Annotated in this window: 21 protein-coding genes and 1 tRNA gene; 4 read left to right on the top strand and 18 right to left on the bottom strand. The window is 41.0% G+C overall.

Translation table 11 applies throughout. The features are described from left to right. Window positions 1–143 precede the first annotated feature (143 nt). The 8 genes from QN079_RS04075 to QN079_RS04040 form a co-directional block, all read right to left on the bottom strand. Window positions 144–881 carry a MurR/RpiR family transcriptional regulator gene (locus QN079_RS04075; RefSeq protein WP_289230412.1) on the bottom strand — a complete coding sequence of 246 codons (738 nt, stop codon included), beginning with the start codon at window positions 879–881 and terminating at the stop codon, window positions 144–146. A 42-nt stretch (window positions 882–923) separates the two neighbouring features. Further along, a complete protein-coding gene (locus QN079_RS04070; protein ID WP_005231151.1) occupies window positions 924–1,730 on the bottom strand; it encodes an MBL fold metallo-hydrolase in 807 nt (268 codons plus the stop codon). Between the two features lie 55 nt (window positions 1,731–1,785). Further along, window positions 1,786–2,640 carry a two-component system regulatory protein YycI gene (locus tag QN079_RS04065; RefSeq protein WP_005225285.1) on the bottom strand — a complete coding sequence of 285 codons (855 nt, stop codon included), beginning with the start codon at window positions 2,638–2,640 and terminating at the stop codon, window positions 1,786–1,788. Beyond that, window positions 2,641–3,951: a YycH family regulatory protein gene (locus QN079_RS04060; protein WP_201705810.1), complete on the bottom strand. Its 1,311-nt coding sequence runs from the start codon at window positions 3,949–3,951 to the stop codon at window positions 2,641–2,643. Beyond that, the gene (walK, locus tag QN079_RS04055; protein WP_289230411.1) at window positions 3,948–5,789 is read right to left on the bottom strand and encodes a cell wall metabolism sensor histidine kinase WalK; all 1,842 of its coding nucleotides are present in this window, start codon (window positions 5,787–5,789) and stop codon (window positions 3,948–3,950) included. The genes QN079_RS04060 and walK overlap by 4 nt, the downstream gene beginning before the upstream one ends. 3 nt (window positions 5,790–5,792) lie before the next feature. Beyond that, window positions 5,793–6,497, bottom strand: coding sequence for a response regulator YycF (yycF, locus tag QN079_RS04050; RefSeq protein WP_010747607.1), 705 nt, complete (start codon window positions 6,495–6,497; stop codon window positions 5,793–5,795). 133 nt (window positions 6,498–6,630) lie between these two features. Next, complete coding sequence (locus QN079_RS04045; protein ID WP_289230410.1) at window positions 6,631–7,491, bottom strand: DegV family protein; 861 nt, start codon at window positions 7,489–7,491, stop codon at window positions 6,631–6,633. Continuing rightward, window positions 7,484–8,050 (bottom strand): DUF1836 domain-containing protein, encoded by a 567-nt coding sequence (locus tag QN079_RS04040; RefSeq protein ID WP_289230409.1) that lies wholly within the window; start codon window positions 8,048–8,050, stop codon window positions 7,484–7,486. Before QN079_RS04040 ends, QN079_RS04045 begins: the two co-directional genes overlap by 8 nt. 269 nt (window positions 8,051–8,319) lie before the next feature. On the opposite strand from QN079_RS04040, the gene QN079_RS04035 reads away from it, so the two are divergent. Next, window positions 8,320–8,392: transfer RNA gene (locus QN079_RS04035), tRNA-Lys, on the top strand. Between the two features lie 421 nt (window positions 8,393–8,813). Here QN079_RS04035 and QN079_RS04030 read toward each other — a convergent pair. The 5 genes from QN079_RS04030 to QN079_RS04010 all read right to left on the bottom strand — a co-directional run bounded on the left by QN079_RS04030 (window position 8,814) and on the right by QN079_RS04010 (window position 14,319). Then, on the bottom strand, window positions 8,814–9,140 hold the full coding sequence (locus QN079_RS04030) for a type II toxin-antitoxin system PemK/MazF family toxin (RefSeq protein ID WP_289230408.1): 327 nt from the start codon (window positions 9,138–9,140) through the stop codon (window positions 8,814–8,816). After that, window positions 9,133–9,408: a type II toxin-antitoxin system RelB/DinJ family antitoxin gene (locus tag QN079_RS04025; RefSeq protein ID WP_005225277.1), complete on the bottom strand. Its 276-nt coding sequence runs from the start codon at window positions 9,406–9,408 to the stop codon at window positions 9,133–9,135. The genes QN079_RS04030 and QN079_RS04025 overlap by 8 nt, the downstream gene beginning before the upstream one ends. Before the next feature lie 929 nt (window positions 9,409–10,337). Beyond that, window positions 10,338–10,826, bottom strand: a complete 489-nt coding sequence (locus QN079_RS04020) for a P-loop nucleotide/nucleoside kinase family protein (protein ID WP_034868317.1) — start codon at window positions 10,824–10,826, stop codon at window positions 10,338–10,340. A 538-nt stretch (window positions 10,827–11,364) separates the two neighbouring features. Continuing rightward, on the bottom strand, window positions 11,365–11,754 hold the full coding sequence (locus tag QN079_RS04015; protein ID WP_016610514.1) for a DUF4430 domain-containing protein: 390 nt from the start codon (window positions 11,752–11,754) through the stop codon (window positions 11,365–11,367). A gap of 87 nt (window positions 11,755–11,841) precedes the next feature. Continuing rightward, a complete protein-coding gene (locus tag QN079_RS04010; protein ID WP_289230407.1) occupies window positions 11,842–14,319 on the bottom strand; it encodes a vitamin B12-dependent ribonucleotide reductase in 2,478 nt (825 codons plus the stop codon). 140 nt (window positions 14,320–14,459) lie between these two features. Between QN079_RS04010 and QN079_RS04005 the strand changes: the two genes are divergently transcribed. Both QN079_RS04005 and QN079_RS04000 read left to right on the top strand, forming a co-directional pair. Beyond that, on the top strand, window positions 14,460–14,999 hold the full coding sequence (locus tag QN079_RS04005; protein WP_289230406.1) for a hypothetical protein: 540 nt from the start codon (window positions 14,460–14,462) through the stop codon (window positions 14,997–14,999). A gap of 558 nt (window positions 15,000–15,557) precedes the next feature. Further along, on the top strand, window positions 15,558–16,985 hold the full coding sequence (locus QN079_RS04000; RefSeq protein WP_289230405.1) for an APC family permease: 1,428 nt from the start codon (window positions 15,558–15,560) through the stop codon (window positions 16,983–16,985). 115 nt (window positions 16,986–17,100) lie between these two features. On the opposite strand, the gene QN079_RS03995 is transcribed toward QN079_RS04000, so the two are convergent. The 5 genes from QN079_RS03995 to QN079_RS03975 all read right to left on the bottom strand — a co-directional run bounded on the left by QN079_RS03995 (window position 17,101) and on the right by QN079_RS03975 (window position 21,898). Then, window positions 17,101–17,727: a TetR family transcriptional regulator gene (locus QN079_RS03995; protein ID WP_081117236.1), complete on the bottom strand. Its 627-nt coding sequence runs from the start codon at window positions 17,725–17,727 to the stop codon at window positions 17,101–17,103. 47 nt (window positions 17,728–17,774) lie between these two features. After that, window positions 17,775–18,476: an ABC transporter ATP-binding protein gene (locus QN079_RS03990; RefSeq protein WP_077453594.1), complete on the bottom strand. Its 702-nt coding sequence runs from the start codon at window positions 18,474–18,476 to the stop codon at window positions 17,775–17,777. A 5-nt stretch (window positions 18,477–18,481) separates the two neighbouring features. Further along, window positions 18,482–19,558, bottom strand: coding sequence for an ABC transporter permease (locus QN079_RS03985; RefSeq protein ID WP_289230404.1), 1,077 nt, complete (start codon window positions 19,556–19,558; stop codon window positions 18,482–18,484). A 318-nt stretch (window positions 19,559–19,876) separates the two neighbouring features. Continuing rightward, entirely contained in the window at window positions 19,877–20,836 is a 960-nt protein-coding gene (locus tag QN079_RS03980) for an L-lactate dehydrogenase (RefSeq protein WP_121262190.1), read from the bottom strand. A 93-nt stretch (window positions 20,837–20,929) separates the two neighbouring features. Continuing rightward, on the bottom strand, window positions 20,930–21,898 hold the full coding sequence (locus tag QN079_RS03975; protein WP_121262192.1) for a TDT family transporter: 969 nt from the start codon (window positions 21,896–21,898) through the stop codon (window positions 20,930–20,932). A gap of 150 nt (window positions 21,899–22,048) precedes the next feature. Here QN079_RS03975 and QN079_RS03970 point away from each other — a divergent pair, with 150 nt between their 5' ends. Next, entirely contained in the window at window positions 22,049–22,876 is an 828-nt protein-coding gene (locus QN079_RS03970) for a LysR family transcriptional regulator (protein ID WP_081117234.1), read from the top strand. Window positions 22,877–22,886 lie beyond the last annotated feature (10 nt).

Raw genomic sequence — 22,886 nt, 5'->3', positions numbered from 1 at the left:
CTAAAATAAAATTCTATCCACTGGCCAGTGAATTCGCTTACAAACAAATCTTAATGGATAATATTCCCCTTGCCTATAGCTTTTCTAAGTTATGAAACATGTTCCAACAAAAAAAACAGCCGAAGCTGTTTTTTTACGATCACTTAGATTTGCTTGTAGACTTGATGGGCTAAAAGTTCGATCAGTGTAATCACCGGGACTTGCGTCGTCAGGTTCAAATCGACTTCTTTTCCCCCACTGACGACGGGCATATAGTAGGAAATATTGTAATCTGCCATTTGGGCGATCGTCGATTTTTCATCATTGGTGATACTGAGTACTTTTGCCCCATACCGTTTGAAGTCCTCCGTTTGCTTGATCATTTGAATGGTTTCCCCCGAAACTGATAAAATGATCGCTAACGTATTTTCCATCCCACGAGGCGGTACTGGCAAAAAGGGATCGACGATGCTATAGGCATTGATGCCTAAATTAGCAAAATAGCGGCTGCCATAGGTGCCAAGAATGCCACTTGTGCCGATACCTGAAAACGTCACATGGCGTGCGGAAAGAATAAGTTCTACCGCTGGCTGGATAAACTTACGGTAATCTTCATTATTGACTTTTTTTAAGAATGTATTGACTTGGATCGTTGCATCATAGAAAAGATCAAACGCTCGTGCATCTTGTTCCTTTTTTTGACAGATCGCATACTTTAACTCTGAATACCCGCGATAGCCTAATTTCGTGATACATCGTAAAATCGTCGAGGTCGAGACATGGCATGCAGCTGACAATTCGCGGATCGTCAGTTGATCGATCTCTTCAAAATGCTGGACAATGTACTTATAAACAGCCATTTCAAGCTCGTTCAGACGCTTGATTTTTTCTTCATCAAACATACCTGCTGCCTCCACCCGACAATTTTATCCTTTGTTGATCGATTAGATTGCAAATAACTCCGTCGCTTTGTCAGGATCGGTATCATAGACTTCAAATGTTTCTCCAACACCTAGATCATGTTCTTTCATGGTGTTGACCATCGTTAAGTGCGCCAACTCTTTCAAGTTGTTTTCTTTACTTAAATGACCAAGATAGACCCGTTTGGTATTGTCGGTCAAGATATCCGTCATGACCAGAGCGCCATCTTCATTCGATAAGTGACCACGATCTCCAAGAATTCGCTGTTTGAGGCTCCATGGGTAAGGGCCCATTCGCAGCATTTCTAGGTCATGGTTGCTTTCCACAAGGTACGCATCGGCGCCTTTGATAATGCCTCGCACATGATCGCTGCAATAACCGGTGTCCGTCAACATCACGAATGATTTGCCGTCTTTATGGAAACGATAAAATTGCGGCGCTGCAGCATCGTGAGAGACGCCAAAGCTTTCAATGTCCAAGTCACCCAAGGTCAGCACTTTTCCCATTTCAAAGATATGTTTTTGTTCGACAGCGACGTTACCGATCATTGGATCCATCGCTTGCCATGTTTTTGTATTCGCATAGACATCAAGTTTGTATTTTCGCGCCAGTACTCCGACACCGTGGATATGATCTCGATGTTCGTGGGTCACAAGAATGGCGTCCAAATCTTCTGGTTTACGCCCTACTTCATCCAATAATGAAGTGATCTTCTTGCCGCTCAAACCGGCATCCACTAAGATCCGCTTTTTATTGCTTTCGATATAGAGCGAATTTCCTGAGCTTCCGCTGGCTAGAATACTTACTTGAAAGGCATTTTCCTTCATCATGGTTTACGTGACTTCCTCTCTGGTTGTTTCAACGAGTTCCATTATACCCGCTTTTTTATGGATTTTCTACCTTTTGAACGGCATTATTCGTGATGATCCGATTGCTAAAGGCATTGACCGTTTCGATTTGGATGGTGTCATCGCCATCTAATTGGAACGCAATAAACCATGCAGGAATGTACACATTTTTTTCCCTAACCTTCAAAATCATCGTATAGGCTAATTCCGTCCAGAGAATTTTCGAGTGACTCGGCAGCTTGTTGTTTAGATAAAGCGTATTTACTGCTTCTTTTTCTGAATAGACCGTCATCTTTTCCCTTAGAGGCGTAATATTGGAGATATGTGTTTGTGTGTAACGAGCAATCTGCAATAGATCATCCGTTTGTTCTAAGGTGATATCGATTCGACTTGAGCTGTCATTGAAAGGAATGCCTTCATAGGATTGAACCGCCACCACGGTCGGATGATTGGCGTTCAAGACAGAGAGGTTTTCCAAATAGTCATATTCATCCCCAAACAGGACTTGATCTTTTCGTTGCAAAAAACCATTGACGGTTTCTTCCGTTTGGGAATCATCACTGATGTAAAAGCCATTGGTTGAGACATGGATCAACTGCTGACCTTTGACCGTCGACCCTCTTTTGAACTGCGTATTGAGTTGCGGATTTCGTAGCTCCACATCAAAATCCGTCTGTTCACCGCTCAAATAATAGCCACTCAAGACCTCATCTGATAATTCGCCAGAATACCGAATGTCCTCAGACTCGAGGCGTTGTTCGATAGGAATCGTTTGGTTTGATTGTGAAACCATCTGATGCTCGCTGCGAGCCTCACTGTAAACATTGAATAAAAAGACGTTCAGACCAAGAAAAGCGAGGAAAAAAATCCATTCGATTCGTTTAAAATCCAATTAATTCTCCTCCGTTTCTGCTAATTTTGTCATTAATGCATCATAACTGATCCAAGACGAGTCATAATTGACATACCAAGCAGGCGTCAAATCAACGAGTGGTGCATCTTTGATCTCCCCCCATTGATAGCCAACGATGATCTGTTGCAATAATTCAGGATCAGCCCCTGCCGCAATCAGCTCATTTTTGACCGACAAACTAGAGGGTAATTCAATCTCGGTTTCAGAAGGAATCGGCACTTGAATCGCGTTCAAACTGGCAGAAATCGTCATTTCCCGACTGCCGGTCTGACCACTTTCTGAAAAAGCCACACTGATCACCCCTTGACCACCCGTACTAAAGACTGGATAGCCTTCAACGAAAACCCGATAATCCAAGTGCTTATCTTGTTGATCAAAATAGCGGATCGTCCCAAAATTGTTGCCTAAACGAATAATATAATCCGCACTCAACATCGCCAGGTCCGTTTCATCGGAACCATCTGTGGTGGTTTCAAACTTGACTTGCTGCTGATCTTGCAAGACCGTCATGTTTTGCCCACCTTCATAATAGTAGGTATCGACACTTTCATCATTGATCTTGACGTTTTTAGGATTGCTGAAAAAGGCTTCTCGAAACAAGCTCTGAGATTGGGTCGAAGAATAGTAGCTGTATTTTTTCAGCTTGATCGAATCCTGCGTATAATATTGCTTGCTGGATCGTTCTTCATCTGCCACCATTGTCGTCCATTCCCGAGGGTTGTCTGCTAGTAAGTGTTTTACTTGGGTTTTGTCCCAGTCGATTTTGCCTCGCACCACTCGTTGATGGGTAAAATCAACAAATTGGATCGTGTTTTCTTCAAGGTCAAACTGGATGCGGGAAAACGGAAAATCCTCTGTTTCACTTTCGTCCTCTAAGGACAGCTCTTTTTCAAAGGTTTTCTCATAATCTTTCAAGTAAAACGTCGTATAGTAGTTTAAGGACACCCCTTGATTGACTTCTTGGGCTTTTGAAAAAGCTTGTTCCTCGCCATAGGTCCGCAGCGTCAAATCACTGATCGTTGCCTCATTGATCACCTCTTGGATCTCTCGAATCACCGCTTCAGAGTTGGTTTCTTTGATCGCGTCCTCGTCATTCCAAGTCAAATACAGGGGCAAAAACAAATCGCTTTTTTGTTTGTAGGTTTGAACCGAAGGATTGACGCCGGTATCTGTTTCCGTGCTGGCATTGTTGAACCCAGTCGGATTCAGCCAAATCATATAGGAGAAATAAAAACTCAAGGCGATCATTACGATCAAGCCTACACGAATGATTTTTTCTGAGATTCTCATACCCACCAATCCTCCTCATACGGTTCATACGGCAACATGATGTAAAATGTTGACCCGCGATTTTCTCGACTTTCCGCCCAAATCGCACCGCCATGAGCTTTGATGACTTCTCGTGAAATCGCCAATCCTAAGCCAGTACCTCCTTGCTGACGGGCACGAGCTTTATCGACTCGGTAAAAACGATCAAAGATCTTCGTGAGATCTTTTTTCGGAATCCCTAGTCCTTGGTCATTGATGCTAAGTACGATGTTGTTATGGGTCTCCATCAATTTCACCGTAATGATCCCGCCATCTGGCGAATATTTGATGGCATTATTCATGATGTTATCGATCACTTGGATCATTTTATCGGTGTCGACTTCCACCCACAATTCTCGTTTAGTGAACTCCCGACGAATCAAGTATTTTTTGCTTTCATTCGTCACCATCATGTCAAAACGATCCAACACGAAATTGACCATCTCATTGAAGTTGATGTATTCCAGCTGCAGTTGCGAATTGCCGCTATCCATCCGCGACAGACTCAACAAGTCATTGATCATCCGAATCATTCGATCCGTTTCATCCAACGTCACTTTCAAAAAGTTCGGCGCAATTTCTGGGTCTTTCCAAGCACCCTCACTCAACGCTTCGATGTAGCTGCGCATACTCGTTAATGGTGTCCGTAACTCATGAGAAACGTTGGAAACGAACTCTCGCCGTTCCTGTTCATTTTTTTCTTGCTCTGTAACATCGTGCATCACCGCAACTAACCCAGAAATAAAGCCAGACTCCCGACGAATCATGGAGAAATCGATGCGCAAAATCATATTTGTTCCCGTCAAATCATTGCTAGGACGCTCCAACAGCATGTCTTCAGGATTTTCCAAAAGCTTTCGTAACGTGTATTCTTCATCGATTTCCAATAACGTCAAAATCGACTGCCCGATCGCTTCTTCGTTGCTGACATTTAACAAGGACATCGCCATCTCATTGATGGTAATGACTTTGCCTCGTCGGTCGGTGGCAACAACGCCGTCTGTCATGTGAGTCAAGACGCTGTCCAAGCGGTTTCGCTCAGATTCCATCGCCTCTTGAGTCTCTTCGATTCGTTCTCCTAGTTGATTAAAGGTCTCCGCCAGTTGCCCCAATTCATCTTTTCCATGAATCGCGACCTTGCGGCTATAATCTCCTTTGGCGATGCGAATCGCTTGTTCGCGCATCTCTCCGATCGGTTGGGTGATGGAACGAGAGACCAATAGTGCCACAATGATCGAAATCACTGCCGCAATCAGCGAGGCTGTCACAAAAATGACCGCAGTCGTACTGACTTCATTGTATTTTGACTCAAGATTGCTCCGTAAATAAAGGGTTCCTAAAACGGTATCCCCTGTCGGTGATTGGATCGACTGCACGATATTGAACACCCGCTGGCCGCTGGATTCATCATAGAGGACTTCACTGCGGTTCGTATCGTAATCACGGTAATCATTTTTTTCTCCCACCGAGCCACGATCATTGATATTGGTGGTTGCACGAATGATCCCTTGCTCATCCACCACCCGCATCTCCAAAATTTCCGATGAGTTGGTACTCGTTAAGATTCGATTCAAGGAAGCATTCATGGAATCCCAATCTAAACCGTCATCATTATCCATGCGACTCAATTCAGAGCCTAATGTTACCACTAACGTGCTGGCACGTGCCTCCATGTCGCGTTTGAAGGCATCGACCGTTGTTCTTTCCAATTCGCGAATAAAATACGCCCCGATAATCTGGATCGCAATCAATAAGATCAAGATAAAAGTCAGGGCGATTTTGAAGTTCACCGATTGAAAAAAGCGAACTTTATTTTTCATAGCTTATTCCTGTTCTGGGTTCCGCAAGTAATAGCCCACTCCGCGACGAGTAACCAAATAATTTGGATGGCTCGGGCTGTCTTCGATTTTTTCACGTAAACGACGCACCGTCACGTCAACGGTCCGAACATCACCAAAGTAGTCATAACCCCAAACCGTTTGCAATAAATGCTCCCGGGTCATCACTTGACCAAGATGTTTTGCCAAGTAGTGCATCAATTCAAACTCTCGGTGCGTCAATTCGATGGCTGCACCATTTTTAGTGACCATGTACGCATCAGGATGAATGGTTAAATCACCAATCGTTAATTCGCTGTTGGCGTTATCGTCTGCTTCCTTCGCAGCTGCCGAGCCGCGACGCAGATTGGCTTTGACGCGGGCCACCAATTCCCGGTTTGAAAATGGTTTGGTTACATAATCGTCCGCACCAAGCTCGAGGCCTAGTACTTTATCGATTTCAGAATCTTTGGCTGTGACCATGATGATCGGCATGTCATGGGTTTTGCGCACTTCCCGTGCAACTTCCAACCCATCCATTTTTGGCAGCATCAAATCAAGCAAAATCAGATCAGGATCGACCTCGGCTACTTTTTCTAATGCCTCTTCTCCATCATAGGCGGTATATACTTCATATCCTTCTTTGGTTAAATTAAATTTGACGATATCAGAAATTGGTTTCTCATCGTCCACGACTAGGATCTTTTTCAAAAATGTCACCTCAATTTTTTTTGGTTTCTTACTTATTATACATTATTTAAACGGGCTTTTCATCTTTCCCAAAAACCGCAGCCTCATTCTTAAGGAAAGCACAAAAAAAAGAAAGGCAAGGGGCCTTTCTTTTTTACTCTTCTAAAAGCTGGATACCGATCCCTAACAACCCAGGACCCGTGTGGACGACTAATGCGGGAGAAATTTGTCCAAATAAGATTTCTTTGACCTTAGGAAATTCGGCTTCTAATCGTGCTTTCATTTCTTTGGCTTCTTGCAGTGCATCACCTTGCGCCACAGCTAAACGCACATGGCGATGATCACCGATGAATTGCTTGATCAAGTCAACGGTTTTGTCCAAGCTTTTCTTCCGTCCACGAGATTTTGCGACCGTATAGTAGATCCCTTCTTCATTACAAGAGATAATTGGGTTCAATTTCAAGGCATTGCCTAAGATGGATGCAACCAGACCGATGCGGCCGCCTTTTTGTAAATACTCTAAGGTAGCTACGTTGAAAAAGACTTTGTTTTTCGGCACTTCACTCGTTAATTGTGCCCGCAGTTCTTCCCAAGTCACGCCTTTTTCTAACAGTTCTGCTGCACGAATCGCTTGCAGCCCTGCACCGATTCCGATATTTTTCGTATCAAGCACGAAAACCTCAAGATCCGTCCGTTGTTCACCTAACAGGCGAACGACGTTAAACGTTCCGCTCAATCCGCTGGAGATGGTTACGGCAAAGACTTTCTCATACCCATCGGCTTTGATCCGATCAAAGATTTCCCCAATCGCAGCACCGTCAGGTAACGAGGTACTAGGGATCTCTTGCGGCAAGCGCTCGTAGATTTCTTCCGCAGTAATATCAACTTTATCAGTATAGGTCCGATCCTTGTAGATAATTTGCAATGGCAGCATATACATGCCGTATTGCTCCATGATCTGTGCGGGAACATCGGTACCTGAATCAACTAATAGGGCAATTTTCTCTTTATTCATGGGCTTCTCCTTTATGTGTGTCTAAATAAATGACTTCTAATTCAATCGTTTTTTCTGCCAATAGTTTGTTGGCAAAGGAACGCGTCGCACCTTTCATGGCTACTAATTCAATTGGGATCGGTTCCGACGTCATTTGTTCGGGTTCTCCCATCGCTTCTTTGCCGACAAGGTGGATCGCTTTTTCTTGTTCTTCACAAAATACATTGTAGGCATTTCTGATGCCGACAACTTCCCCTTGAAAAAGGATCCCCGTCTTTATTTCAGGAATCGTCAGCACTTGCTTGAGCATCGTGATCGCAATCAAAAATGCGAGATGCTTTTGATTGTAACGTTTCTTCTCTGGTGCTGGAATCATCCCTTTTTTGACATAATTATTGACCATGGAAGAGGTCAATAGCGGATGCTTTTCCGTTTGGATCACCGGCGATAAATATTGATCGATCAATGTGATTACCTGATCCATATACAGTTCCAGCGTTGGCAATTCTTCCCATCTCGGTAGATGGAATTTCAGCAATGAATTGCCCCAATTTTTCATGTCTGCTTGTAGTTTTTCCATGTCATCCTCCATTTTGACGAACAGAAGGTTAGATTATCACAAACTAATCATCTAGTTTTGATAACTAGATACATTTTATCACGGTTTTCTGAGTTTTTAAAGCAATCTGATCAATCTTTTAAGAATTTCCTATCATTTGAATTTGGGAAACAAATGGTGTTTTATTAAGATGACGCCAGTTTCTCAACTGAAAAAAGCGCATATTTTTTTCAAAAGAATGATTGATTTTTCAACAATGGAGTGCTAAGATAATGAAGTACTTTTGGTACGGGCCGTTAGCTCAGTTGGTAGAGCAGCTGACTCTTAATCAGCGGGTCGCGGGTTCGAGCCCCTCACGGCCCATTGGGTGCCAAACCCACGGAACAGGTAAATGTTGGTGCGAAAGCATTTCGAAAACATTTATGCTGTTCCATTTTTTTGTTTATAATTAATTTATTGCCAAGTGAATAAGAAGAAATGCCTTGCTGTAAAAAAGTTTCTTATTAAATGATGTATGTAAGAGCTATGCTTTTCGAAAAGTTTTTTTCTACGAGATGACTGAACTCTTTGCACGTGAAATGCTTCGTTTTTCCATAAATTAACTGAGTCAGATAATTTGTGGAAGTAATAGCTTCTGTATAAATTCAGTGAGTGCTTCGCTAGTTCAAAAACCTTTACAGTAATTTTTTTCTCACTATTACCACTACAAATTAGATATGAAATCAAAAAAATCACTACCTAGTCCAAATGAAAAGGTAGTGTATTTTTAATGCTGTTCATTCTTCTAAGAGCGATCCTTAAGAAACTCTTCTAAACGATTCAAATCTTTCTGAGATAGTTCCCCTATATCTTTATATTTAAAATCTATTTTTTCTTTGGAAAGAACGAATAACGTTCCTGTGTCAATCCAAGACTCTTTTTTTAAATTTGAATCTTGCCAATCATTGATATGAAAATAAAGCTTTTTTATGTGCTCTGATTTGTGTTCAAACTTGCTTGTAATCGCATAAAAAAGAACTTCATTTTCACTATTCTCAATAATCAAAACTGGTCGTCTTTTTCCTTCTGGTTTACCCACATAAGCCACATACATTGAAACTATTTTATTCATCTTCATCCAACCAAGCCTCGAAAGCCTTATTATCATCTATCCTCGTCACATTAGTAGATTTTTTCGCTAACTTAGCAATTCGCCTAGCTTGCTTTGTTTGTTCAGAAAGTTTTACCTCAAAGGGTAATCCCCCTTTTTCTATGACTTGTTTATAAAAAATAGTAATTGCCGTAGTGGGATTCATTCCTAAATCATGTAAAATATCTTCTGCTTCCATTTTTAGATCTTTTTCAACCGCAATCTGAATTCTTTCTTTTTCCTTCTTCATAACGCACCCCCAAAAAGAGTTTTTTATACTCATATTATACTCTATTTGAACGCTATTTTCACTTACTATACTCATAAATAAATTTATTTTTCGCATAAGAAATCTTACTTCTTCAAATTACCTAACTTTTAGTCAGTGGGTTTGACACCCAATGAACAGGTAAATCGTGGCGCGAACCCCTACTTATATTATCTCCATATATTCTTCAAAAAATCCATGGATATTACACTAACACTAATTATCGTAATACCATAAAACAAGGAGCATAACTAGTTAACCTATGTCATGTCCCTTGTTTTTTTAATTCAGGTATTGATAAACTAAATACATAAACCATACTAATCCTATTATAAAAAATAGATTTAAAATGTTTTTATTTATTTTTCTTCTTTGCTCTCCAAAGTATGGGACCTTTTTTGCCAAAACAATTTCCTGTTTTTCACATCAGAAAAAAACAATCTAAAAACTATAAATAACACAGGAAGAGAAAAATTTAACACTAAATAAAAAATATCTGTAGGATCTCCAATTATAACTAACCCTATCAAAATAAATAATATAAAAAGATAAATTAGTTTATACTGAACTTTCATAACTCACCTATACAATCAATTGATTTTATTCTATTTGCATTCTGAAGGTTCTGAGGGGACGATCGTCTTTTTAAAATAGTTCTCCTATTTCTTACCCTCTTTTACAATTTTGGCTGATCTAATTCCTCTCATCAGCAATTGGATACAAATTTCGTAATAGCTGCTCTTATTCTTCATTTGGGGTGGTCACCGCTAAATTATTTCTTCTATTGAAAAATGCAACAAGAAAAGAAATTGCCAATCACTATTTTGCTTCTAGCATGACTGTCCTTCGTGTCCTGCACAGTAATAAGACTAATTGTATTGAAAAAGAGTAAAAAACGTTTTGATGCTACTTCATATATTCTTTTGCTCGATCACTACCTCATCTTCATTTACCGGTTCTTCGAATCCTGAAAAAAACCGTTGAAGGATTTCTTCTGTAATAGGAAAAGCGGAATTTGCAGTTTGGACTTTATTTCTGATCGCTAATCGTTTTCGTAAAGTATCATAATCAGCTTTTAGATAGATTACTTTAATCGTCACATCATATGCTGCCAGTAGTTCTCTATAAGCGTCTCGGTGACTTTTAGCCCAAAAACTAGAATCGACAACTACGTTTTTTCCTTCTTGAACAGCCTTTACTGTAAGCTCTTTCAATTTAACTGAAGATAATGAAGAAACTTTTGCATATTTCTCCGAAGGGTAATCAACACCATAAACGCCATAGTCTTCCCAAATCAATTCATCTATTGCTAATCTTACATAGCCTTCTTGCTCTTTTTGTTTTGAGTAAGTGGTTTTGCCTGCACCACTAACGCCACACATCAAAAGTACCTCAACCATTATTCTCCTCCTACCTTTTCTGATCAATAAACAACGAGAACGAAAAAATCTTATTTGTAATCAACGCTCATGTTTTAGACCACTGTTCGCCACCCACATCTGATGATACAATGATAACATTGTTTTTATGAACAACAAGCAGATTGGGAAACAATCGCAAGAAAAATAGTAAGTAAAACCATATATTAGAGAATAGAAGCGTTAGCCACTTAAGCTAACGGATAAATCAAATTTTTGTCCATTTCCACTCTACTATAAAAAAATTATTTTCTACAAAAAATAGGAACGAAAGCCAAAATACGAAAGAAACATCATGGCTAAAACTTATGTATGTAATGGTATCTTTATTTCTATTATTCCAATTTTAAAATAAAATAAGCCACCACTCCAAACTATGATAGAAAAACAGGAATAGACTCTTGAATAGAACTTGAATGCAAAACTGCCTCCAAAATCAACGCAAGGGTCTATCTTTATAGATAAAGATCTTTATGTGCAAGTTCTTTTGCACCAATAAAGATCCTTAGAATCAAGCAAATCAGAATGCTTTCAAATCAAATGTGATGGTGTCATTGTTCTTTAAAAACAACGCTTGTGCCCCTTTATCGGTCATTTCGTCATTGACGGTATAGACCCAAAATAGATTGGCTTTTTGATCTTGACTGATGCCGTCGATAGAGGTGATAAAGCCATCTTTTTCTTTGATCGCAAAGTTTTCTTTCATTACTTCCAGCAGCGACTCATTTTCTCGGAATGTTACTTCTTTTGAGGTCACAGCTTCTTGATTTTGGATGACGATCGTAGCTGTTCCTTGTTCTTGCTTCAAGGAACTTTGCTGCGTGCTTTCTGGCGTTACACTTGCCTGTTGGCATCCTGTAGCGACGAGTAATGTGCTCACTAGCATGAATACGACAAATACTTTTTTCATCTATTTCTTCCTCTCCAATAGTCAAAATACTAATCGTTTTTCTATCCAATATGCGGATAAGAATTATTTTATCAATCTCGTTTTTTCTTAGAGCCCGCATTTTAATTGGATTTTACAGTTTGTGCAGGTACTACAGCCACCGATTTCCTCAATGGTTCCTTCATGGCAGATGGGACAGATTTCACCAGAGGCGACGGGTTCATTTACTTGAACGACAGACAGCGGTTCAACTTGTGCGGTCAGCTCATTTTCAACCGCTTCTAAGGTAAGTACTTGTGAATCTCGGCTGCCGTCTACATAGACAGTCCCTCCTTTGGCTCCTCCTTCATAAAGATCTCGATAAACCTTGGCTACTTGGCTTACTGTATATCCTTTTGGTGCATTGACCGTTTTTGAAATGGAGCTATCCACCCAGCGTTGTATGGTGCATTGCACACCGACATGCTCTTCGGGCGTCAACTCCATAGCGGAAATGAACCATGCCGGCAACTCCGCTTTGGTTCGTTCAGGATGATCCATCAGGTATTCGTCAACGATTTCCGCATTGATTTCAATAAACTTACCTAGTCGACCGCTTCTAAAATAAGAAAAGGAGTAGTAAGGTTCTAAACCAGTTGAAACTCCCGTCATCGTGCCTGTCGATCCTGTTGGCGCAACAGTCAAAAGATGAGAGTTGCGAATACCGAATCGCAGCACGCCTTCGCGGATGTGCGCTGGCATTTTTTTCATGTATCCTGTATCGATAAATTTCTTCCGCAACGCTTGCGTCTCTTGGTCATTTTTTCCAATCAGGAAGGGAAAGCTGCCTTTTTCTTTCGCCAATTCAATGGATGCCTCATAGGCAGTGACTGCCATTGCCTCGAAAATTTGATCAACGAATTGATTTCCTTCTGCCGATCCGTATTTTTTCCCGCAGTAGATCAATAAATCTGCCAAGCCCATGATCCCTAATCCAACACGTCTTTCCCCTTTCGCCTGCTGCTCATTTTTGTCAAAAAAGTAAGGCGTTACGTCAATAACATTGTCTTGGAAACGAACCGCTGTTTTCACGGTTTCTTTTAGTTTGGCAAAATCAACGGTGCCCTTTTGGCGATCCGCCATGTTTGCGAGATTGATGGCTGCCAAGTTACAGACCGCATAAGGGGTTAGGGGCTGTTCACCGCACGGATTGGTTGCCACGACTTTTTGTCCGTATGCTGTAGCATTCGTCATCTTGTTGGCATTATCGATAAAGAAAATACCAGGCTCAGCAGAATATGTTGCACAAAAAGTAATCAACTCCCATAACTCACGAGCTTTGATCCTTTGATAGGTTTTGACTTTATGGCCAGAAGCTGCCCATTCTCGCACATCCCCGACTTCAGCCCATTTTGCATCATATTGCGCCATTTCTGCTTCTAAATAATTGTCGATATCTGGAAAGCGTAGCTCATACCACCCATCTGTCTTCACTGCTTCCATGAATTCTTCTGTCAAGCAGACTGAGATATTCGCGCCAGTTAAGAAATCACTTTCTTTCACCGTATAGCTGCCACCTATGCGCAATTTTTCTTTTGCCTTTTGGATCATTTCATTATGTTCCTTATCTGACGATTCAGGCAGTTGTGCTAGATAAGTGAACATTCTTTCTTCCATTTTTGTCAGAGGGTCAAATTGCAGTTTTTCATTGATCAGTTGTTTGATCGTCGCATTTGTGATTGTTTTTTTTAGGTGAAGCAATACAGCAGGATTTTGAATTTTAGAAAGAATAAACGCAAAAATATCTGGATGCCAATCTGCCATCATAATCATCTGCGCTCCACGGCGGCTACCTCCTTGTTCGACAAGGTTCGTCAAGTTTGCCAAATCATTCAACCAAGAAACTGCCCCAGAAGACCGACCACTGACACCGTGGACCACACTTGATTTTGGTCGCAAGGTCGACCCATTGGTTCCAACCCCGCCACCTCGACTCATGATCTCCATAACTTCTTGTCGATGAACAGCAATCCCTTTTCGGGAATCATGGATGAAAGGCATCACAAAGCAATTGAAGTAGGTAACTTGAGAATTTGTTCCTGCTCCATAAAGTACTCTGCCTGCGGGAATTAGGTTTTGCGCCACGATTTGTTGGTAAAACGCCTCAAAGAAGCGCTCCTGGTCATGGGCCTCGTTGGCAGAAATCCCTTTGGCTACACGATGCGCCACTTGCTCAAAAAAGAGTTCTAACGGTTTTTCAATGTCACTTTTTCTTCTTTTAACAAGTCCACTCGCTTGTTCATCAATATCTTCTAACGCTGAGCGATAGGCCTCTTCCACTTCGATAGAGACTAGTTCCCCATCGATTGCTTTCACCACACCGATTCCTCGCGCAGGATATTTAGGATCAGCTTTCGTTGTCAAAATCACCAAATCATCCTTACACAATGTTTGATGGGTTTGATCCTTGTATGAATAACGATCCAGCATAATCAAACGAGCGATTCCCTCAAATGTTTGGGTCATTTCTGGTGTGATCGCCGAAACTTCTTGGAACAACTTGATATCCTCGTTCAATTTCTCAATCGTTTGTTTTTTGTATTCCATTTCTTTTCCTCACCTTCTAAAACACAACATATTGTGCTCGTTTTTTATTATCGTACTATATAATGTGTATTTCAATCTTGAATTTTATTATTTTCCATGTATAATGAGAATGATTATCAATTAGAAAGACGGCGATTTTCATGCTTCCTCCCCAAACCAAGATATTTTCCATCCAAAGAATTTCTCATTTAGCACTGATCACTGCGGCTTGTATCGTTGGACGGTTAGTTTTTGTCTTTATCCCTAACATTCAGCCTATGAGTGCCCTTTTATTTTTAGTGGCTTTTTCTTACCGTTTATCTGATGCGTTGATGATTGCCTTATTAAGTTTGCTCGGAACAAATATCTATCTAGGCATGGGTCCCTGGACGATCAGTCAATTGGCTGCACTTACTGTCACCATCGTTCTTTTTCATCAGATTGGAAAAATACCGATCATCAAGAAAAACCGCTTCTTGCAAGCTTTCTTTGCCTTTCTTTGCGGACTTCTTTATGGCTTGATCGTTTCGTTGATGGAGGTTTGGCTTTATCAGTTTCCTTCGTTTCTTGCCTATTACCTTCAAGGACTACTGTTCGATTTCTTCCATGCCAGCGGAAACTTCGTCTTTTATCTGCTTTTATGGCCAGTATTTGAGCGAATAACACCCACCTCCTATAAATTGGCGAAAAAAAACGACTGATTTCGATGGAACGAAGCATTCGGCTAACTTTGTTTTCGTGTTTCTTTGAAAGAATGTTCGCGTAAAATTTTTCTTAAAAAACAAAAAAACTACGACTACTCTCCTGTTTCCTTTGCTTAAAAATCTATCCTAAAAGCACCAGTGAAAAGCCTTTCGAAAGGGTTTCTTCCATCTTTATACGTCCATTCATTTGAATGAAACACTCCCTCTTTCATCCATGCTCTTGACCGAATGTAGTTGGATTTCTTTCAGATTATTAATGAATTATGATGTTTGCTTTTGCTATCATCAGAAATTTATTATTTTTTTTAAATAACAATTTAATTTTTCTTGACCAAAAGAATTCAGAGGTTTATCCTAACTATGGAAAATCAACGACTGGATAAAAAGAAGCAAATGAAATTTTTTTATTCAATTTGACCTTTGACATTTGTGAAAAAATGCATAAGAAACTTGATCGTGATCAAGCGCTTATGGAAAGAAATTTTTTTCTCACTAAATTTCAAAAAACGCTCTATTTTAACCAGTCAGAAAAATCATTTTAAGAAGGAGAAAGCGATGAATGAGAAACAATTACGCTGGTATAATATTGCGCTGATGGCGTTCGTCTCTGTTTGGGGACTGGGAAATGTTGTAAACAACTACGCTCAACAAGGATTAACTGTTGTTGTTTCGTGGCTATTAATTATGGCCCTTTATTTTGTACCCTATGCATTAAGTGTTGGTCAGTTAGGATCGACCTTCAAAGAGTCAAGTGGTGGGGTCTCCTCATGGATCAAAGAAACCTCAACAAAACGGTTGGCTTTTTTTGCTGCTTGGACTTATTGGGTCGTTCACGTGCCTTATTTGGCACAAAAACCCCAAGGAATCTTAGTATCATTAAGTTGGTTATTTAAAGGAAATGGTACATTTGTATCAACGATGGGCTCCATGGAAGTCTCGTTGATTTGTTTAGCTATTTTTCTATTCTTTTTATGGATTGCCTCTAAAGGATTGACGACCTTAAAAATGATTGGGAACATCGCGGGAACAGCCATGTTCGTGATGTCGATTCTTTTTATTCTTTTAGCAGTCACTGCTCCAGCAATGACTGGTGCTGAAATTGCTACACCAAACATGTCATCTGTTTCAACCTATATCCCTAAATTTGACTTTACCTATTTAACCACGATCTCGATGCTGGTATTTGCAGTAGGTGGCTGTGAAAAAATCTCGCCTTACGTAAACAACACAAAAAATACTGCCAAAGAATTTCCAAAAGGCATGATCTTTTTAGCCGGTATGGTGGCGTTATGTGCCTTGCTCGGCTCGATTGCTATGGGGATGCTTTTTGATGCCAATCATATTCCAGAAGATTTGATGGTCAACGGCGCTTATGAAGCCTTTCAACGACTAGGAAACTTCTACGGAATCGGCAATTTCTTTGTCATTCTTTATTCCATCGCCAATGCGTTAGCGCAAATCTCTGCTTTGGCATTTTCAATTGATGCCCCATTGAAAATATTATTGTCTGATGCTGATTCAGAATTTGTACCAAATGGCTTAGCAAAACTAAACAAAAAAGGAACACCAGTAAACGGGTATATTATGACTGGTATCCTAGTCAGCATTTTGATCATCATTCCAGCACTAGGAATCGGCAATATGACCGAACTGTATCGTTGGTTGCTGAACTTGAATTCAGTTGTCATGCCATTGCGTTACTTATGGGTCTTCTTAGCCTTTATGCTAGTCAACAAACATGCCAATCGCTTTACTTCCGATTATAAATTCGTGAAAAACACCAAGGTTGGCTTTGGGATCGGCTTATGGTGCTTCTTGTTCACGGCCTTTGCCTGCATTTTAGGGATGGTTCCTAAGCTTGATTATGCGGCAGATCCGCAAGCTTGGTTCTTCCAATTGGCCTTAAATATCATTACGCCAATCGCTTTTCTTTTGATTGGCTTGATCTTGCCGATCATTGCGAAACGTGTAAATAAAAAATAATCATTCCCTCAAAAAAGAGGTGTCCGACAACTATTTCAGTTGTCGGGCACCTCTTTCTTTGTAAATGAACTTCTCCGCCGTGCGAGGCATTTGCTCCATCCTCTTGCCGAAGTGTTCATTCTTCGTCATTTTCCTCTTTGATTCCATACTTGATCCATTGCACCTTATAGCGAAAATCTTTGATCAGCTCTTTTGCGGTCCATTCATTCGAAATAAAATCTGTCAGACTATCCATCACAACCGCCATAATAAAATAAAGGAAACTGACAGCTTCTTGCGTATCATGGATCGTGAAGCGATTTTCTTCCAACAGCTCCAACCACTGGCGAATCATGGGCGAATCGTCAGGGATCGCATCGCGCTTCGTCCAGGCATTGCTTTGGGTACATAAGTGGATCATTTTCCAATGATCATCTTCAGGCGACCATTGACTGCACCAAGCCAAGTATTCTTCGATCCCTTTGAAAAAATCATTTTTGTTGCGATTGATAAACGTAAAAATCGCGGAATGGATTTGGTTTGAATAGTCGGCGATCGCATAGTCATAGGCATCTTCTAAGTTTTGAAAGTACTTGTAAAAGGCCCCTCTAGAAATGTGCGACTTTTCGACGATGGCAGAGACCTTGACTTGACTGATGTGCTTGCTGAAGAATTCTTCTAAAAGCACGGCATCGATTTTTTCTTTTTTCTCTTGTTTTAAATGAAAAAATGTTGTACTTGGCAAGGGATTCTCCTCCATCATTCGCAATCTACTCCCTCTATTATAAACAAATCCCTCTACTTTTCCACTCAGACTTGTGCAGTTTCTCTTGACGGGGCGTTTTGTTCGATCAGATTGCCATCTTCCATTCGGAAAATGCGATCACTCCATTGGATCATTCGCTCGTCGTGAGTGACCATGACTGTCGCTTTCTTTTTCTCATGCGCTTCTTTCACCAATAACTTCACCACTTCATACGCATGATCGGTGTCTAAGCTGGCAGTTGGTTCATCCGCCAAAATCAAGCTTGGGTCATTAAACAACGCCCGGCCGATCGCTACTCGTTGACGTTCCCCACCAGATAAATCGCGGGGAAACTTGTCTTGAAGATCGAGAATATCTAATGAAGCAAGCAATTCATCAATCCGTTCCTTTTCCTTGGCTTTTCCTGAAACTTTGTCGACCAAATAAAATTGTTCCTTTACCGTTAGAAAAGGGATCAAATTCGAGCTTTGCAAGATAAACCCAATCTCTTTAAAACGCAACTTCCCTCGTTGCTTTTCATTTAATTGGGAAAAGTTCACCTGGTTGATGATGATCTCTCCCGATGTTGGACTTTGTAAGCCGCCAGCGATGGTCAAAAAGGTACTTTTTCCTGAACCAGAAGGGCCGATGATACTGACAAACTCCCCTTCTTGAACGTGAAAATTCAGTCCTTTTAATGCCGTTACTTCCGTATGCTGCTTGCCAAATTTTTTTATAATATCCTTCATTACTAAAATGTCTTTCATCTTTGTTACCCTCCTATTGCCGTAATTGGATCTACTTTTGTGACCGTCCGAATGGAGAATAAGCCGCCTAGAACTGCCACGAGAATCAAGATGCCGCTATAAAGCAGCCATTGCTTTAATTCAAAGAAAAATGGCATGGCATCTGGTAAAAACAAACTGGTGCCGTATGCCGCCGCAAAGGCTATGGCTACCCCGATCACACCGACCATAAATGCTTGCGCAATAATTGATTTAGCAATAAAGCTGGTCCGAATCCCTTGGGCTTTCATCACACCAAAAATCGCCGTTTTTTGTAGGGTGATCACATACATGAAAATCCCCACGATTGCCGTTGCAACGACAAATAAGAAGTAGATCATGGCATTTAAGGTCAAGTTTTGGGCAGAAAATCCAGGAAGCTTTTCAATAAAGTCTTCCGTTGCCAAGACTTTGAGCTGGGTTCTTTCTTGGTTATCGACTTTCGGATCACTTGATTTGGTCACAATGATATTGATGGGCTGCTCCTTGTCAGATGCAAATGGTTGATTAGCAAACTTCATTTTCGTCCAAGTATCGAGAGAAGTATAAATCACTGGTGACACCGTATAAGACGTTTCTGGGGTGATCCCAACGACTTTGAAGGTTTCATCTGAACGCCCGATTTTCACTTGATCCCCGACCTTGATACCTTCTTCTGCTAAGTTTTCTGAAATCGTAATCTCATTTTCTTTTGAAAACAGCTTGCCCTCTAAGACTTCTGGTAACAAGAACGCATCGTCTTGTGTACCAAAAACAGTCACATTGACTTGTTCATCGTTGACCGTGATGACACTGCTGTATAAACCAATCGGGGCTTTTTGAGTCCCTGCTACACGGTCTAGATCCCCTCTCGTCAATTGCGAAGCCGCAAATGTGTCATTCGCATCTTCTGATAAAACGATCGCGGATGAATCCCAGTCGACGATGGCCTTTTTAAAATCCCAGTTAAGTCCGGTAGCTAAGCCAGACAATATAAAAACAACATAGGCGATCAAAAACATGATTCCTACGATCAGCCCATATCTTAATTTTGAATAACGCATTTCTTTTATAGCCAGAAACATTGCTCTTTCCTCCTGTTTTCCAAATGTTGACAAAGTGTCACTTTTTGAAGAATACCACACAAGGTGACACTTTGTCACTTTTTACAACTCGGAAAGTTTGCAAGGTTGATCGATCATTCTTTTTCTGTCATTCACTGAGGATGTTATTTCTAAAGGAGTGAGAAAAAAAGAGCGTTGAATAGTGGGCGTTTCGCGTAAAATACGCCATTTCCTTTTAACATTCTTGGCTAGATGTAAAAAAGCATGGCCGACCGTAAATAGTCGAACCATGCTTTGGCAAAAACGAACACGAGGTTTTCATTACTGGTACTCTTGAGATCAGCTGACTTTGCTTTGTCCAATTGTGGAAATTACTGCTCGTAACTGATGACACGAAGTATCAAACTGCCGTTTTTCCTCAGGGGTAAGCGTCAATTCAATAATTTCGCGGACGCCGTTTTGGTCCACGACTGCAGGAACACCTGTGAATAAATCGTTGATGCCATATTCCCCATCAAGGTAGGAAGACACCGGCAGAATCGCTTGCTCATCATTTAAGATCGCTCGAACGATTCTTGCGACACTCATCCCTATCCCGTAAAATGTTGCTTGTTTTCGATCAATGATTTCATAGGCGGCATTTTTTACTCGTTCAGAAAGAACCGCTAGATCGGCAACGGTCAAATGATCCTTTTGCTTGATCAATTCTACGATCGGTTGTCCACCAATCGTTGTATGGGACCAGACAGCGACTTCCGAATCACCGTGTTCCCCAATGATATACCCATGAATATTCCGTGGATCGATGGCTAATTTTGCCGCCACTTCTTTTCGAAGTCTTGTGGTATCGAGGGTCGTTCCCGTACCAACGACACGATTGGCTGGCAACCCTGACACACGCCATGCTTGATAAGTTAAGACATCGACTGGGTTTGAAGCGATGACAAGCACGCCATCAAAGCCTGAAGCCATCACTTGTTTTGTGACGCTTGCCATAATTTCGGCGTTGACATCGATCAATTCAAGCCGTGTTTGTCCTGGCTTTTGGTTGACCCCTGCAGTAATAACGACGATATCAGCATCTTTACATTCCGAGTACTCTCCCGCCCAAACTTTGATGTTTTCTTGCCCCCATGACATACCGTCTAACAAATCGAGGGCTTCTCCTTCTGCTTTGTCTCGATTGACATCGATCAAGACCAATTCATTGATCAGTCCTTGATTGATCATGGAATACGCAATGCTCGTTCCAACGAAACCTGTTCCGACAACGACAACTTTTCTGCTTGTACTTTTCATGTGCGATCCCTTCCCTTTCTTTTCAAATACTTGTGCTATTTTTTTGCGTAGAGTACGCATTTTCTTAAAAAATGGATGATTTTTTGTACTTTCTTAGTAACTATGATCGGCAATCAGCGCTTTGGTTTGCTGATACAAATGAACAGCATATTTTCCTAACACATAGCTGACGACGATCACGGCAAAGCTTGTTTCAATAATCGTTAAGGCTTGTAGAAACCCAAATATCAGTGGGTGATTTGCAAAAAACAGTGCTGATTTGAACATTGCCGTCGCCGAGATCACAAGAGGAAACGTAAATGCCGCATAGCTTGGGTAAAACCCGACTGCCAGCATGTTTTTCATATAAGCGACAACACAGAAATAAATCGTTTGTGACAATAACAGCATAAAGGCGACAAACCAAGCAGAGCCTTGTTCAAATACGGAAAGGTAACCTGCTAAGCAAAGAGAACCTGGTGCTGTTAAAATCGTGATCAAAGGAACTGCCGCACGTTCCGTCAGCTTTTGATGGACGACTCGCTTTAAAATAATCGGCAAAAGCGCAAAATACAATACCAATGCGATCCAGACGATCACTTCCCCTAGCTCTTTAAAAAAGACAGCAGAAGTATTGGGAATTACGCCAATCCCGACGAAGGTAATAAACCAGCTTGGATAAATGTATTCCAGCGAAAGGTCGACAGGCAAAATATGCACGACAACAAAATAGATCATTAGAGCAAAATGTAAGCCGATAGCCCCCCACCAGAGCAGATCATTCACCACTGCATTGGGAATGACCCGTTCAAAAACAGTGGAGATCACCATCAGCGCCATCGTAAAGGTCGGCGCCACCGAAGCAACGATTGGGTTTTGCAACTCTGACATCGTGTGCTTAAATGTAAAGCATACTTTCAGAAGGAAGAGCCCCATGATGAAAATACCAAGGGTGCAAAACGCATTTCCAACCGTCTCCATTCCTTCTGAATACAATAAATTCCCCAAAGACACAGTGCCTAAAATCAAGCCGCAAATCGGGATTGGCAATGAATGTAAAAAATGCTGGATCGATGTTTTCATCAACTCATCCTTTCTTAACGTATGAAAATTTCAATTAAATTTGCTTTCTTTTTTCTCTACACTTATACTATAATCACCTGATAACTATTTGTAAAATTGTACTTTTAAATACTAATTATAAATATTATTAATAATAAAGGAGTCCGCAAAATGATTGAATTGCTCAAAACCTTCATTGTTGTTTATGAAACGAGAAACTTTAGTCTTGCCGCAAAACAGCTCTATAAAACTCAGCCAACGATCTCCTTGCAAATCCAACGATTAGAGGCGGAACTTGGCTTCAAACTTTTTGAACGTAAAGGAAAACAATTGATTTTACCCACTAGCCAAGCGGAGTTTTTGTATCCTCGTGTGGTCGAGTCCCTCCGCTCATTGTCCACTATTTTTTCGCAAGCCAAAGACACCAAAAATTTTAAAACAGCGTGTGTGCTCGCTTGTTCGAATACCACCGCCGTTTACTTACTGCCTAGCATCATGGCACAGCTGATTGCAGAATTTCCAACATTTGCCTTTGAAATCAAAATCATGAATTCGCAAGAAGTGATCGATGCCGTCGAATCAAACAAAGCCCATATCGGCCTGATCGAAAAATCAATCGTTTCGCCATTGATCCAAAAAGAATTCGTTTATCGCGATGAATTGGTGTTAGCAGGCAACCTCGCTTCTGATTTTTGGGTCTTGCGAGAAAACGACTCGGGGATGTATTACATTAACGAAACCTATCTTTACGCACAGCACCTAAATCCGCAAATCATCAAAGCCAATAATAGCGAAGTGATTTTGTCCCTACTAAAACAAAACATCGGCAAATCGATCATTTCGAAACTTTCATTACCAGAAGAGTTGCCTTGGCAGGAACTTGATCCAGAGTACCGCTATCGTGATCTTTTTATCATTCAGAATCGTCAACGTGTGACGCCGGAAACCGGAGAGGTTTATGAGGAGATTAAACGGCTGTTGTTAGCATTGATTCCATAAATATTAGTCT

This window comes from Enterococcus sp. FZMF (assembly GCF_030263915.1).
GTDB lineage: Bacteria > Bacillota > Bacilli > Lactobacillales > Enterococcaceae > Enterococcus_D > Enterococcus_D casseliflavus.
The sequence above is the reverse complement of the archived record's forward strand: the minus strand, read 5'-3'. Positions and strand labels throughout refer to the sequence as shown.

Coding starts and splice junctions, on each gene's coding strand:
- QN079_RS04075 (WP_289230412.1), bottom strand. CDS start 881: ATGTTTGATGAAGAAAAAATCAAGCGTCTGAACGAGCTTGAAATGGCT.
- QN079_RS04070 (WP_005231151.1), bottom strand. CDS start 1,730: ATGATGAAGGAAAATGCCTTTCAAGTAAGTATTCTAGCCAGCGGAAGC.
- QN079_RS04060 (WP_201705810.1), bottom strand. CDS start 3,951: ATGAGAATCTCAGAAAAAATCATTCGTGTAGGCTTGATCGTAATGATC.
- walK (WP_289230411.1), bottom strand. CDS start 5,789: ATGAAAAATAAAGTTCGCTTTTTTCAATCGGTGAACTTCAAAATCGCC.
- QN079_RS04045 (WP_289230410.1), bottom strand. CDS start 7,491: ATGAATAAAGAGAAAATTGCCCTATTAGTTGATTCAGGTACCGATGTT.
- QN079_RS04040 (WP_289230409.1), bottom strand. CDS start 8,050: ATGGAAAAACTACAAGCAGACATGAAAAATTGGGGCAATTCATTGCTG.
- QN079_RS04030 (WP_289230408.1), bottom strand. CDS start 9,140: ATGAATAAAATAGTTTCAATGTATGTGGCTTATGTGGGTAAACCAGAA.
- QN079_RS04025 (WP_005225277.1), bottom strand. CDS start 9,408: ATGAAGAAGGAAAAAGAAAGAATTCAGATTGCGGTTGAAAAAGATCTA.
- QN079_RS04020 (WP_034868317.1), bottom strand. CDS start 10,826: ATGGTTGAGGTACTTTTGATGTGTGGCGTTAGTGGTGCAGGCAAAACC.
- QN079_RS04015 (WP_016610514.1), bottom strand. CDS start 11,754: ATGAAAAAAGTATTTGTCGTATTCATGCTAGTGAGCACATTACTCGTC.
- QN079_RS04010 (WP_289230407.1), bottom strand. CDS start 14,319: ATGGAATACAAAAAACAAACGATTGAGAAATTGAACGAGGATATCAAG.
- QN079_RS04005 (WP_289230406.1), top strand. CDS start 14,460: ATGCTTCCTCCCCAAACCAAGATATTTTCCATCCAAAGAATTTCTCAT.
- QN079_RS04000 (WP_289230405.1), top strand. CDS start 15,558: ATGAATGAGAAACAATTACGCTGGTATAATATTGCGCTGATGGCGTTC.
- QN079_RS03995 (WP_081117236.1), bottom strand. CDS start 17,727: ATGATGGAGGAGAATCCCTTGCCAAGTACAACATTTTTTCATTTAAAA.
- QN079_RS03990 (WP_077453594.1), bottom strand. CDS start 18,476: ATGAAAGACATTTTAGTAATGAAGGATATTATAAAAAAATTTGGCAAG.
- QN079_RS03985 (WP_289230404.1), bottom strand. CDS start 19,558: ATGTTTCTGGCTATAAAAGAAATGCGTTATTCAAAATTAAGATATGGG.
- QN079_RS03980 (WP_121262190.1), bottom strand. CDS start 20,836: ATGAAAAGTACAAGCAGAAAAGTTGTCGTTGTCGGAACAGGTTTCGTT.
- QN079_RS03975 (WP_121262192.1), bottom strand. CDS start 21,898: ATGAAAACATCGATCCAGCATTTTTTACATTCATTGCCAATCCCGATT.
- QN079_RS03970 (WP_081117234.1), top strand. CDS start 22,049: ATGATTGAATTGCTCAAAACCTTCATTGTTGTTTATGAAACGAGAAAC.